The sequence below is a fragment of the Martinezella paranaensis genome, from assembly GCF_014200235.1.
Classification (GTDB): domain Bacteria; phylum Pseudomonadota; class Alphaproteobacteria; order Rhizobiales; family Rhizobiaceae; genus Rhizobium; species Rhizobium paranaense.
In genome coordinates this window covers 1-12,857 of record NZ_JACHBI010000011.1, presented here as the reverse complement: position 1 = coordinate 12,857, position 12,857 = coordinate 1, and the positions used below count along the sequence as shown (strand labels likewise).

The window sequence follows — 12,857 nt, the reverse complement described above, 5'->3', positions numbered from 1 at the left end:
TTTGTCACCTTCGAGACCGTCAGGCATTTCAACTTTGCACCACAACAGCCGACATTTTTGACGCCACGGTTGAGCGCGGACACCCGTGAACTGCGAGGAATTGCCATTTGAGAAAACCGTGTCTTCTACTCGCTGCCGTTCTTGTCTGTGCAGCACTCCAGTTTCCCTGCGCCAATAGCATGGCTGAACAGGCGGCCGCACCCGCTCTGACGGTTTCTCTGACGGCGCCGGCAATACGGGACTGGCCGGAGACCGTTCCCGCGAGCGGCTGGTTGAAGCCCTGGCAGGAAGCAATCATCGCGTCCGAAACGAGTGGCCTGCGCATCACCGACGTCCTGGCGGATGTCGGGTCCGTGGTCACGAAGGGGCAGACGCTGGCCCGGCTTTCGCAGGAGAGCGTGCTGGCGGACCTTCGCAAGCAGGAGGCGGCTGTCGTGACTGCCAAGGCAAATCTGACAAAGGCCAAGGCGAATGCGGATCGTGCACGCCAGCTCAGCACTTCGGGGGCCCTCGCCGACGAGAAAATCACTGGATATCTGGCCGACGAGCAGACGGCGACGGCAAGCCTGACATCCGAGGAAGCCGCGCTCGACAGTGAAAAGATCAAGCTTGCGCAGACGACTATCACCGCCGCCGACGATGGCCTCATAACCTCGCGTTCGGCCGATCTCGGCGCCGTCGTCTCCACCGGCACCGAGCTGTTCCGCATGGTGCGCCAGCAGCGTGTCGAATGGCAGGCCGAAGTATCGGCGCGTTATCTGCCGCGCATTTCGGAAGGCTTGAGCGTTAGGATCAACGGGCCGGAAGGTCACGTCATTGCCGGCAAGGTGCGGCTTGTCGGACCCTCGGTCAGCACCGACACCAGCCGGGCGATCGTCTATGTCGCGCTTCCCGCCGACATTCGTCCGCGGACCGGCCTCTACGTCACGGGCAGCATCGAGTTGCAGACCACACCGGCGCTCACCGTCCCCGAGACCGCAATCGTGTTCCGGGATGGCATCAGCTACGTCTTCACCGCCGGCGAGGACAAGCGGGTGCGACGGGTCCGCGTCGAAACCGGCCGCCGCAACAATGGTGAAGTCGAGATCGTCTTCGGCATCGATCGGTCGTCGAAGGTCGTGACGTCAGGCGGTGCCTTTCTGTCGGACAATGACCTCGTGAAGATTGCGGAGAAGAACTGATGAATTTCTCCGCCTTCTCGATCCGCAATCCCATACCAGCGATATTGCTGTTTGTGATGTTTGGATTTGGTGGGCTTTGGGCATTCAAACAGCTGGCGGTTCAGTACTTTCCGGATATGGACCTGCCGACCATCAGTGTCACCGCCACGCTCGACGGCGCTGCGCCGACGCAGCTCGAGACGGAGGTTGCCCGCACCATCGAGGATAGCCTCACCTCCTTGAGCCATCTCGATCATATTCTCACGACGATCACCGACGGCACCGTCTCGACCAAGGTATCCTTCAAGCTGGAGAAAGACAGCGAAACGGCCCTCAATGAGGTCCGCAATGCCGTCGATAGCGTCAAGGCCGATCTGCCGGCACAGATGGCGACGCCGATCATTACGAAGGCCACCGTCCAAAGCTCCGCACTTGTCACCTATGCCGTCCGCTCGACCGCTCTCAACGAGACCGAACTCTCCTGGTTTGTCGATAACGATCTGACCAAGGCACTGCTATCGGTCCCGGGCGTCGGCCAGGTCAACCGCATCGGCGGGATCGATCGCGAGGTCCATGTCGATCTCGATCCTTCGACGATGGCGTCGTTCGGCGTCACCGCCGCGACCGTATCAGCGCAGTTGAAGGCCGTGCAAGCCGACAAGTCTGGCGGCCTTGGCGAAGTCGGCGGCACGCGTCAGACATTGCGCACGCTCGGCGCCGTAGAGTCGGTCGAGGCCCTGAGGGAGCTCACTATACCGCTCGCTAACGGGCAGCAGGCCCGACTCGACGACATCGCCTCGGTCAAGGACAGCTTCGCGGAGCGCACCTCGATGGCCTATCTCGACGGCAAGCCGGTGATCGCCGTCGAAATCAAGCGTTCGAACGGGTTTTCCGACAGCAGCGTTTCGGCTGACGTTAACACGGCAATGAAAAATTTCGCAGCGTCGCATCCCAATGTGCAGATCCATGCAGTCTACAGCCTGATCGGGTCAATTCTCGGCAATTATGACGGCGCGATGCACATACTGTATGAGGGTGCGATCCTGGCGATCGTGGTTGTCTGGCTCTTCCTTCGGGACTGGCGCGCGACGATCCTGTCGGCTGTGGCACTGCCCTTGTCGGTCATACCGACCTTCCTGGTCATGTACCTGGCGGGCTTCAGTCTGAACGTCGTCACCTTGCTGGCGCTGTCGCTTGTGGTAGGTATTCTCGTCGACGACGCCATCGTCGAGATTGAAAACATTGCCCGCCACCTGCAGATGGGCAAGCGGCCGATCGATGCCGCGATGGAGGCGGCCAACGAGATCGGGCTGGCCGTCATCGCCACCACCTTCACGCTGGTCGCCGTCTTCCTGCCGACGGCATTCATGAGCGGCATACCGGGCCTCCTGTTCCGTCAGTTCGGCATCACCGCCGCTGTTGCCGTCGTTGCCTCGCTTGTCGTTGCGCGTCTGCTTACCCCCATGATGGCAGCCTATTTCATGAAGGCTCATCCGTCGGAGCAGAAGGATGGCCGAATCATGCGCGCCTATATGGCGCTCGCGAAGGCTGCCCTCGATCACCGGAAGACAACAGTGGCCGTGACTGCCGTCGTCGTTGCGGTTTCGCTTTCCGTTATCCCCCTCTTAAGAACGGGATACCTGCCAGCCGCTGACGACTCGCGGACGCAGATCACGCTCACCCTGCAGCCCGGCGCCACTGTCGAGCAAACCGACGCCGCAACCAGGAAGGCCGCAGATATTCTCAGTGAGATTCCCGACGTGACACATGTGTTTGCGGCTATCGGCTCGGGATCCTCGGGCGGTGGTGCGACGGTCGCCAGGAGCAGTGTCGGGTCTGCCGCGATCGTCGCCACGCTGACGCCGATTGATGAGCGCGACCGCAAGCAGTCGGAGATCGAAAACGATATCCGGCAGGCGCTCTCCGTCCTCCCCGGAGTGCGTGTGGCGGTCGGTATCGGCAACGGTACCAAGCTCGAGTTCACTCTGGCCAGCGACGATGCCAGTGCGCTCGATAGCGCAAGCACGGCGCTCGAGGAGCAGTTGCGCACGCTGCATGGCATCGGTGCGGTGACATCAACGGCCGCAAGGCAGGCGCCGGAAATTCAGATCACGCCCGACTTTGCGCGCGCCGCAGCGCTCGGGGTAACGTCGAATGCGATCGCCAGCGCCGTGCGCGTGGCGACAAATGGGGAATATTCCTCCGACCTGCCGAAGCTCAACCTGCCGCAACGCCAGATCCCGATCGTCGTCCGCTTCTCGCCGGAAACGCGCACCAGTCTGGATGATATCAAGACCATGCGGGTGGCCGGCACCAATGGCAATGTCGATCTCGGATCGATTGCCGATGTCCGCATCGGCGGCAGCCCTTCGGAGATCGACCGTATCGACCGCATGCGCAATGTCACCGTTTCCGTCGAACTCAACGGCCGCATTCTGGGCGATGTCAACCGCGAGGCGAAGGCGCTGCCGGCTCTCCAGCATCTGCCGCCAGGCGTTACGCTGGTGGAACAGGGCGAGTTGCAGCGCAGCTCCGAGCTGTTCCAGAGCTTCGCGCTTGCGATGGCGATCGGTGTGTTCTGCATCTATGCGGTGCTCGTCCTGCTGTTCCACGATTTCCTGCAGCCGCTCACGCTTCTGATGGCCCTGCCGCTCTCGCTCGGCGGCGCGCTGGTGCCGCTGGTGGTGACGGGCACCAGTTTCTCGATGCCTGCCGTCATCGGCCTTCTCATGCTGATGGGCGTTGTGACGAAGAACTCCATCCTTCTCATCGAATATGCGATCATGTCACGTCGCCGAGGCATGTCCCGGTTCGATGCGCTCGTCGATGCCTGCCACAAGCGGGCGCGGCCGATCGTCATGACCACCATAGCCATGGCCTCGGGCATGCTGCCGGCCGCGCTCAGCCTGTCGGGTGGGGATTCCAGCTTCCGGCAGCCGATGGCCATTGTGGTGATCGGAGGCGTGATGATATCAACGCTGCTCAGCCTCATCATTATCCCGGTCATCTTCACCTTCGTCGACGACCTGCAAAATTTGCTCAAATCGTTCAATCGCCGAGCGCTTCGACGCCATGCGACCTGCGGGCGAGAGACGGAGTTCAGTAATTTGCCAGGCGATCTCGGCGGCGATACAGGGAAATCCCTAGAGATGACTCCATCTCAGCATAAAGTCATCGAACCCACACCTTGATCGGGACTGGAGGCGTTTTTGGCAAACGCTTCTCGTTGTCGATCAAATCACGCGAATTCCAACCCTCGGCCTGTCATTGATATTGCCTCCTGCGGTCAAGTGCGAAGCTCGGCGCCTTCTTTGTTGCGGCAGTCGCGCGTGTGGATACTATGCGCGGCAGCAGATAATGCATTTTAATTTTAGCCTTTCAGTTGAGGCGGAAGAGGACATCATTGCGATCGCCGAACAAGGTGTAAGCATGTTCGGATCCACACAGGCGAGGCGATATCATGATGACTTGTTCGCTGTGCTTGACCTCATTGCCGCCAACCCGCGAATGGCACGTGAGCTGGAAGAGATTTCGCCACCGTTAGAATTCATCCGTTCGAGGCCCATCCTATTGTCTACAAGATCGAGGAAAACGGAGCAATTTTCGTGATCCGAATACGCCATAGACATGAAGACTGGACCGGCGATCCTGTCTTGGACTCACTGAGTAGACCAACATGCATCATTGTGTGAGAGGCGTTACGGTCGGGCTGTGACGCATGTCAGATCAGCTACATCGCCGTTATCCTGTGCTTTTTCTCCTGATTTTTTGGAGGAGATGGCCTAACCGATTTGCCGGACAGCAGTCTGGAGAGTTCGTTCTAAGATAACGTCGGGGACTGAGTGACGCAGCAGTTCGATTTGTTTGTTTCAAGTGAGACACCTTCCGCGAAGGCAGCTGCTTCATTGCCTGCCAAGCGCCAACGGTCAGCTGCTTTAAGTGAGGACGATATGGTGCAGCAACTCCAGGCGACCGGCCGATATCGCATCCTCAAAAAACTCGAACCGCGTGCCATCGCAACGGAGGCGCGGCCCGGATTCCCGTTGAAGTGAGGTGGCTCCTGATCGAGGCTCGCCCGGGCAAAGGAACCTTCGTTCGCGAGGGGCCCGCAAGTCCCGCCGAGGTTGTCGACCTATCTTGGCAATCTGTCGCGCTTGGAGCTGCGCGGGGAGACGGTGGTTTTTTGGAAACTTCATTGACGCTTCCACCAGCCGACGGCTTGATCTTGAGCATGGGCTACCTGCCGCCTGATCTACAGGCGTCTGGCCTTTTGGCACACGCGCTCCGTCGAGCCGCAGGTCGTGTCGATCTTTGGGATAGACTGCCGATCGAGGGTCTTCAGTCATTGCGGGCGTGGTTCGCGCGCGAGATCGGAAACGGCGCCGTGTTCTCACCCCACGATGTCATCATATGCAACGGCGGACAGGCGGCGATCACTGCGACGCTACGGGCACTTGTGCCGCCTGGACGTCCCATTCTTGTGGAGACGCCGACCTATACTGGCGCTATGTCGGCTGCCCGGGCGGCGGGTCTTGAAGTCATTCCCGTAGCCATTGACGAAAACGGAGTGCGACCGGAACTGCTGGAGGACGCCTTCGAACAGACGGGGGCCCGGGTCTTTTACAGCCAACCAACCTTCTCCAATCCTTCGGGCGTCGTCATGTCGAATGAGCGGCGAGCTGCTGTCCTCGACATTGCTGCAAAGGCAGGCGGGCGCCTTCATCATCGAGGACGACTGGGCGCGCGATCTCGATCTGGCAGGCAACGCACCGGCTCCGCTTGCGACGGCTGATCGCCATGGACACGTTGTTTATATTAGGTCCCTTGCCAAATCGGCTGCACCCGGTTTGAGGGTCGCAGCCGTTATCGCAAGGGGAGCTGCCCTGGCACGGCTGAAGGTGGCTCGCGCGAGTCAAGACTTTTTTGTTTCCGGTCCCTTGCAAGCGGCGGCTTTGGCCGTTGTCTCCGCGCCAAGATGGAAGCCTCATCTCAAGGCCGTCCGCGCTGCCCTAATCGAGCGGCGCGATGTCCTCGTCGGGGTGCTGCGCGAGGAAGTTGGGGATTGCGTGACGTTCCAGGTCCCGACCGGAGGCATGCACCTTTGGCTACGCTTGCCGGATCACGTCTGCGATGTCGCACTCGCTGCAGACCTGGCCCGGAACGACGTTATCGTTGGCGCTGGTCGCCCATGGTTTCCTGCGGACCCAGAAGGCTCTTTCCTGCGGCTAACTTTCGCAGGCCACCCCACCACTCTTGTTGAGGGCGCAAAGCGCCTCAGCCAGGCTATTAAACACAAACTTTAATCTTGGATAACGGAAGGAATAGGGGTTAGTCCGCTGCGCGAGAAGCGGCAGGGCCAGCCACGCTTTCCATTTGACCCAATGCCGGAACGGGTCGAGCCATGCCTTGCACTGCTCGAAGCCGCCGAAGGGTGCCGATTGGGTCTATGAGATCAAATGGGACGGATCCCGCTTGGCCGTCCATATCGAGCCGCAGCGTGTTCGCATCCTTACGCGTGGTGCCATGATTGGACACATCGCTTTCCATCGATTGCCGCGGCAGCAGGTGAGATCGGTGGGAACGCCATCCTCGATCGCGAGGCGGTTGTTCTTGATGAGGTAAGACGGTCAGACTTCCGTGCCCTTCAGCAGGCGCTGGGCGGTCGCGGCGGTAAACGGAGTTCGGGGGAGGCGATTTTCTACGCCTTCGATCTTCTGTACTTCGATGGCCACGATCTCCGCCAGATGGAGCTATCCGAGCGCCGGTAGGCACTTTCCGGCGTGGTACACGGGGACGCGGATGCAGTTATGCCGGGCTACCAGCACCCCGGATGGGTTCATCTTTAAGCAACACCTAAAAAAACGGCGAGCGATCTTGTGACCGCCAGGAGCGCATCATCTTCCAGGCGACCGATCGTTGTGCCAATTCTATCCCGTTTCACGGACATGGCTTTGTCCACCATCACTTGCGAGGCTTTTCGCAATCCGCTTTGCACTGTCGGCTGAATGGTTGGTCGAATGAGCGGCGCGTCGACCAGTGTGCTGGAGATCAGCAGGACAGTGATCGTTCCAGTTGCATCAAACTGATCGGCCTGGATGATTAGTGCTGGACGCGGCTTGCCGAAATCACCGCTGATTGCGACGGTCACAATGTCACCGCGCCTCACGCTTCACCCTCGTCGTCCAGGTCATCGAGAGCGGCGTCAAGGAAGTCTTGCAGACTGGGATCGGCGGCATCGGCAAGGGCTACCTGAACGGACTGACGATGGCATTCGGCGGCAAAACCAGGGCGACGAGTATCGGGAACCCATATTTGCACAGGACGCAGCCCAGCGGCGCGCAACGTCTCACGGCGCTTTTGAACTCGTTCGTTGACCGAGCTTGCCATGATCAAACTCCAATGTGATTGTTACATGTAACATAATGGGCGAGCCCCGCCATGTCAATGAGTCGCAGCAGAGCGTGAAGGTACTCACTCTGGCGGGGACAAGTTGCGGTATATTCAGGCGTCGGTTGGGAGGGGCGGGCTGATCGAGTTCCGGCGCTTGCCTGGGGCCTTTGCCGAAGAACCGACCATTCATCGTCCACAACGACTGGTCGTCAAAATGTGTCGACGAAGTGGATTGGTGACCCGACATTTTCAAAAACAAAAGAGGCAATTACCTCAGAGCGATACGGCACTGTCGCGTACGCTTCAGGATACAGTAAATGCGAACCATCCTGTGCCCATATTTGCGCCGCCCAATGTTTGGCAGATGCGAACGAATGCCAACACAACGCCCGGTCAGTTGGCAACGAGTTTGAGCCAATTCGCGTTGACCCAGCCCTTGTTCTTATAGGGCAGGGGGTGCGTTTTCGTTGAATGGCATCTCACATTGGGGGTCTCGCTCCCGTAGACGACACCGGCCCACTGTCCGCGCTGCTGGAAGGCGATGACCATATCGCCATTGTGAAGTTCGCCAAGCTGGCGGTACTGGCTGCCAGGCCCGGACCTTATTGCGAGAAAGCCGTCCCCGTTGGCTTTTAGTCCGGCAACCATGTTGCTCGAGCAGTTTGCCACCTGACCGTCTCCGCCCTCTTCCAGAATTTGGACGTCCAGGTCACCGCCCGCGGCCGTCGCTTTTTCCGTGGCAGGCTGATCGCTTTTTCCTTGCTCCGGTTTGAAATCCCTGCCGTTCCAGTACAGGGTCGAATAGCAGGTGTCGGACCCGGCGCGGCCGCAGCTACTTCCATGCAGGGCAAGCTTGATCGCCGGTCGCCCTGCGATCTCGACAAAGCCTATGCCCTGCACATAGTCGTCAAAGATGGATTTGTAACTTTTGTTGGGTTTGGCCACGAAAATCTGCGTCTCGCATCCAGCCGAACCGCAAAAGGATGAAGGCATGCCGACACATTTCAAATGAGCGTAATCAAGAATGTAATCCGGAACCTGATCGCCGTTGATGTCCTTGATGCTGACGAAGCCCTTTTCAAGCTTGGCAGGCCCTCCGCAGTCTTTCTTGGACTCGTCGATCGCCGCCTGAACGGGCTGGGGGAGCGACTGCGCCGATGCGGCGCCCGAGCATGCGAGAGCGGCCGCCGCGCTTACCACCAGAATTGCCTTGCGCATTTTTCCCTCCGGAGCAGCCGAATTGCGACGCCTCGCCTGGACATTGGTGTCCGAGACGGCGCGTGTATTGCAAGGAAACATACATGAAAGGGCGAGCGTCTTGTATCGCCTGAACGGGCGATGACCGCGCATATAGCCCAGCACTGCGCCGTCACATTGCGGAATGGACCGCGGACAGTGATCGCAGTGGCCGTAGAGTGACGAACTGCTCGAAGCTCGGCGCCACGCCAAATCCGGCGTCTACAGGCCATAAGGCTAAGCCGCTGCGGGCTGGCTCGCTGCAATTCGTGCAGATTGGCTAATGGGCTCGCGGTCCTTAGCCCTGTCTCTTAAGGTCGATTGCTCCAAGCAATAAAACCTCCGACGAGCATTAGGAATGACGTAAAAAAGAACACTGAATGTATACCGGCATGAGCAGCTAATACGCCGCCAATGGCCGGGCCGAGCACTTGACCCGCGTGCTGCGCCGATGTCGACCAGCCGAGGATCGCGCCGACGGCTTGCTCGGGGACGCTGTGGCGTATCACGCTGCCGATACAAGGTAGCAAGCCCCCTAAAACGAGCCCCATCAATATTCGCAGCCCCACCAACTCCAAAACGTTCGTAACGAAAGCTTGTGACAGAAGGAGTGCCGCAGCGATGCACATTGCGACAACGATAACTTTCCAGTGCCCGACGCGATCTGCTAGTCTTCCAAGGTGCGAGGCGGAAAGAACACTCCCAAACGCTGTACCCGAAATGACCAGACCGGCCCAAAGGGTAACATGACGATTTGGCTCGACGAGTTGCGAAATGTAAATCGCTGTTATTGGTTCAATGGACAGATTGGCGATCATCAGAAGCAAGCCCGTCGCCAGCATTGCCAAGACAGGCCTCCTGCTTGGGATCGTCGACCAACTGTTGGAGTGTTCACGCTCTGTCGTTCGAGCATTGAAATTCTCTCTGATCAAAAATGCGCTGGCAACAAAAGTGAGGAAGACTAATGCCGCAGTCAAAAAGAACGTTTCTCGAATGCCGATTAATGTTGGTAGAAATCCGCCGATCAGCGGGCCGACGAGGTTGCCCCCCATAATCCCCGTGGCCAAGAACCCCAACGCCCAGCCAATACGGTCTTTGGGAACCTGTGTCGCTACCAAAGCATATGATCCAGACGAGTAGCCTCCGAGTAGACCGGCTAAAAATCTCATAGCCAGCAACTGCCATACATCTTGAGCTACACCCATCAAGGCCATCGCTGCGACCACGCCCAAGCTTGCGCGAACCATCATCGCCTTCCGACCGTAGCGGTCGGCAAGTCTTCCCCAGAGCGGGGCAACCAGTGCGGCCGCAAGGAAAGTCACGCCGTACGCCACGCCCGAAAACTGCGCTATGGATGCTTGGTCGCTGACGCCTAATTCCCGGATATATAGGGGTAAGAAGGGAAGTAACATTGTCATGGCAACGGTCGTGGTGAACGAACCGGCAGCACAAACAATAAGGTTCGTCCTCCAATAGGGCGTGCTGCCGTTCAGATACGAGCTCGCATTCCCAAGCTTATTTCCACTGTTGAGCACTGTGAATCGCACTTCTTGCTGGGGCATATGGATTTCGGGCACACATTCGGTGTCAATGCCGACCTCGAACCGACTGCTTCGCTTCCGTGTGCGTCGAGGATTGCTAAAGACGTTATGGATCAGAAGTCCTCCTCAGTCGCGGGATAATCCGCTCTATGGCGGAAGGGATTGACCCTGTGGTCAATGCCTTCTCCGGTAGAATGTACTCTGGTAGATATCTGACATGTTGCTCTTGTAGCCCCCGGTCCGTCCGCTGGATTTAGCCGAGAAAGGAATGTTCGCCGGCAGCTCCCGCCGTTTCGCTACAGGGCTGCAAGGCTCGTGCCAAAAACACCGAAAGACTTCCTGTCAGCTTTTCAGCTATTTAACTTGAGACAAAATGAGTTTGCTCAACAAAACTGTGTCGCAAACCCGGTGCAGACGCGTCAAATGAGATGCTCCCGCCGTCTCAACTATGCATTTCGCGGACATCTTGTAATTTCCGTTGCCAGCAGGTTGTCAACGATGAAATCGATATTGTGTTCTTAGAGCGCGCACGCGAACGCGTCTCTCGTGCCGCTTGTTCTCTGTAGCATTTAGGAGCCGCATAAAAGCGGCAGAGCCGGCTGCTCGGCTGATAACAAGATAGGTTGTCATTCTTGAGTTCAGGAAGTCGGCGACACAGTGAGATCGGTGCGCCATGCTGCGGCACTCGCGAAACCAGCCAAACTTAAATCAGCAGGTTTGGAGCACCTACCGTCGCTCTGCCCCACTTCCCCAAGCATGCAGCACGCCGCGGTGTTGACCCAGATCAACGTAGCCAACCGCATTGCTGGTAATCTTAAGCATTGCTAAATCCGAAGGTTAAATGCGGAGGTGACACAATGCTAGCGGCAGCAAGAAAAGATTATCTCGTCGGCCCGTCGCGGAATGCAATCCCGTGTTTGGGGCGTTGGTGCATGGATTGGGATTTGAGGGGATGGCGATCTTTGAAACGGCTGTCTATGGCGTGGCTGCCCTACGGCGGACGGATTTCGGGCGTGCGCAAGCAAGCATGCGGTTGAGGACGGCGCAGCCGATAGCGACTTCGGTCTGCTGCACGGGAGACGATCTTGCGCGCAAAACGTTTTCCGATGATGGACTTGTATCCCCCAATGGCGGTCTCGATCAGCGAGCAACGGCTCAGCCATTGAATATCGCGAGTTGACCGAAGGCGAAACCGTTGAAGATCGCTGGAACTGCTCTATCCGCGACTGACGACCGTGGGCGCACCGCGGCGAAGAATTTCGCGCGATCCACGATGTCTTTTCCTTTTTTGGATAGCTTCGGCAGCAACCGGCATTCAGTTTGGTTTCATCGTGTGGTAACGGACCGTTGCGCGAGCAAAACGCCCCCCGGAAATTTGCTCGCGCACAATGAACCACACCCGGTTCCTCGGCCCTGCCTCACTGCCTTGAGGTGGGGCCATTTCACTAAAGACCGCTCCAGAACGTCACAGCTTCGCCGCCCCGGTGAAGAAGTCGTCGATCTGCTGGGGCGTGAAGCCCATCGCCTGAAAGCCCTCCTGCATCATCGGCGACGATTTGACGAACGAGCCGGAATATTCATAGGCGATCTGCACCGATCGGTCCTGCGTTTTCACCCATCCATCGACCTGGTCGAGAAGGCCTGCAGCGAGGAGCTGCAGTTTGAATTGGCGCGCTGAAACCATCTCAGGGACAACGATTGGCGCAACATAATCGGCGATCATGCCCCCGCCATTTACCCAATCGACTATGATCTGATTGTCCTCTGCGACGAAGAATTCCCCTTCGTCGGAAACGATACGGATGGATTTCGGATCAGATGCCGTTCGTGTGACGCCGGGAGAAAGCGTCTGGTCAATCGTATCGAGCACCGGCGAGATATCGACCGGTGTGGCCTGCCCGCGAGCGGCGCCGTAGAGCTGGTTTGCTTCAGCGTTGCGAGCATTCGTCAAGTCGGTCATTACCCGCGCCGCACTGTCGGGAGCATCGAAGCCTTCGGATATTCGATGGCGCAACGTCCGTCGTCTTCAACTGCGGCACCGGCGCTCTGGCATGTGCTCGGCCCTCGAAATCGCCCATGTGGCGTTCTCCGCGGTCGCTGCCACCGGCAAGATCAAGCCAGCGACTGTTTCCAAGGAAGGCGCCGCCTACGCGGGCGTCGAGACGATCTGCGCCGATCCATCCCACACCACCACCGTCAATGCCGTTGTGCTCGTCGCACAGGCCTAGTACCCCTCCGCAGAGATTATGACTCTTTGACTGGATAGGCCTTGTGGAGTTTTTCACGGGCTTTTTCGGTGGTGAACATCCATTGGATTTGTGCCCTTTGCGCGTTTCTCTGCTGCTGCCAAGCATTGATCTCTGCAATCATCCTGTGTTTGTCGTCGATCCTGCGGTCGAGGCATTGGCTTTTCAAAACGCCAATCTCGATCTCGACGTATCCCCACGCCGAGGACCGCCTTGCTTTGTCACGGTGATAGCGATGTTTTGCTGAGGTGAGCGGTATCGCCACGTTGCTAACAACGAGGATA

The 12,857-nt window shown here is 58.4% G+C and carries 11 protein-coding genes and 4 pseudogenes; 8 read left to right on the top strand and 7 right to left on the bottom strand.

Features of this window, described 5'->3' with window-relative positions:
• Positions 1–107: 107 nt before the first annotated feature.
• From GGD50_RS23295 to GGD50_RS23270, 7 genes and pseudogenes are all read left to right on the top strand, one after another.
• A complete protein-coding gene (locus GGD50_RS23295) occupies positions 108–1,181 on the top strand; it encodes an efflux RND transporter periplasmic adaptor subunit (RefSeq protein WP_004119747.1) in 1,074 nt (357 codons plus the stop codon).
• A complete protein-coding gene (locus GGD50_RS23290; RefSeq protein ID WP_004119743.1) occupies positions 1,181–4,351 on the top strand; it encodes an efflux RND transporter permease subunit in 3,171 nt (1,056 codons plus the stop codon). Before GGD50_RS23295 ends, GGD50_RS23290 begins: the two co-directional genes overlap by 1 nt.
• Positions 4,352–4,517: 166 nt before the next feature.
• Positions 4,518–4,852, top strand: a pseudogene (locus GGD50_RS23285) (type II toxin-antitoxin system RelE/ParE family toxin).
• Between the two features lie 150 nt (positions 4,853–5,002).
• On the top strand, positions 5,003–5,212 hold the full coding sequence (locus GGD50_RS23280; protein ID WP_135488292.1) for a hypothetical protein: 210 nt from the start codon (positions 5,003–5,005) through the stop codon (positions 5,210–5,212).
• Positions 5,213–5,355: 143 nt separating this feature from the next.
• Positions 5,356–5,952 (top strand): aminotransferase class I/II-fold pyridoxal phosphate-dependent enzyme, encoded by a 597-nt coding sequence (locus GGD50_RS32825; RefSeq protein WP_092576572.1) that lies wholly within the window; start codon positions 5,356–5,358, stop codon positions 5,950–5,952.
• Complete coding sequence (locus tag GGD50_RS33530; protein WP_376766902.1) at positions 5,855–6,463, top strand: aminotransferase class I/II-fold pyridoxal phosphate-dependent enzyme; 609 nt, start codon at positions 5,855–5,857, stop codon at positions 6,461–6,463. The genes GGD50_RS32825 and GGD50_RS33530 overlap by 98 nt, the downstream gene beginning before the upstream one ends.
• Before the next feature lie 78 nt (positions 6,464–6,541).
• A pseudogene (locus GGD50_RS23270) lies at positions 6,542–6,925 on the top strand (ATP-dependent DNA ligase); the annotation flags it as partial.
• Between the two features lie 77 nt (positions 6,926–7,002).
• Here GGD50_RS23270 and GGD50_RS23265 read toward each other — a convergent pair.
• The 6 genes and pseudogenes from GGD50_RS23265 to GGD50_RS32820 form a co-directional block, all read right to left on the bottom strand.
• A complete protein-coding gene (locus GGD50_RS23265) occupies positions 7,003–7,326 on the bottom strand; it encodes a type II toxin-antitoxin system PemK/MazF family toxin (protein WP_004119734.1) in 324 nt (107 codons plus the stop codon).
• Positions 7,323–7,547: an antitoxin MazE family protein gene (locus GGD50_RS23260; protein WP_004119731.1), complete on the bottom strand. Its 225-nt coding sequence runs from the start codon at positions 7,545–7,547 to the stop codon at positions 7,323–7,325. The genes GGD50_RS23265 and GGD50_RS23260 overlap by 4 nt, the downstream gene beginning before the upstream one ends.
• Positions 7,548–7,943: 396 nt before the next feature.
• Entirely contained in the window at positions 7,944–8,768 is an 825-nt protein-coding gene (locus GGD50_RS23255; protein ID WP_240535448.1) for an SH3 domain-containing protein, read from the bottom strand.
• A gap of 329 nt (positions 8,769–9,097) precedes the next feature.
• A complete protein-coding gene (locus GGD50_RS23250) occupies positions 9,098–10,348 on the bottom strand; it encodes an MFS transporter (protein WP_004119727.1) in 1,251 nt (416 codons plus the stop codon).
• A gap of 954 nt (positions 10,349–11,302) precedes the next feature.
• Positions 11,303–11,474 (bottom strand): annotated as a pseudogene (locus tag GGD50_RS23245) (IS5/IS1182 family transposase); the annotation flags it as partial.
• Between the two features lie 318 nt (positions 11,475–11,792).
• Positions 11,793–12,287, bottom strand: a complete 495-nt coding sequence (locus GGD50_RS32820) for a hypothetical protein (RefSeq protein WP_240535447.1) — start codon at positions 12,285–12,287, stop codon at positions 11,793–11,795.
• 91 nt (positions 12,288–12,378) lie between these two features.
• On the opposite strand from GGD50_RS32820, the gene GGD50_RS23235 reads away from it, so the two are divergent.
• Positions 12,379–12,555 carry a hypothetical protein gene (locus tag GGD50_RS23235; RefSeq protein WP_154660805.1) on the top strand — a complete coding sequence of 59 codons (177 nt, stop codon included), beginning with the start codon at positions 12,379–12,381 and terminating at the stop codon, positions 12,553–12,555.
• 16 nt (positions 12,556–12,571) lie between these two features.
• On the opposite strand, the pseudogene GGD50_RS23230 reads toward GGD50_RS23235, so the two are convergent.
• Positions 12,572–12,857: pseudogene (locus tag GGD50_RS23230) on the bottom strand (hypothetical protein); the annotation flags it as partial.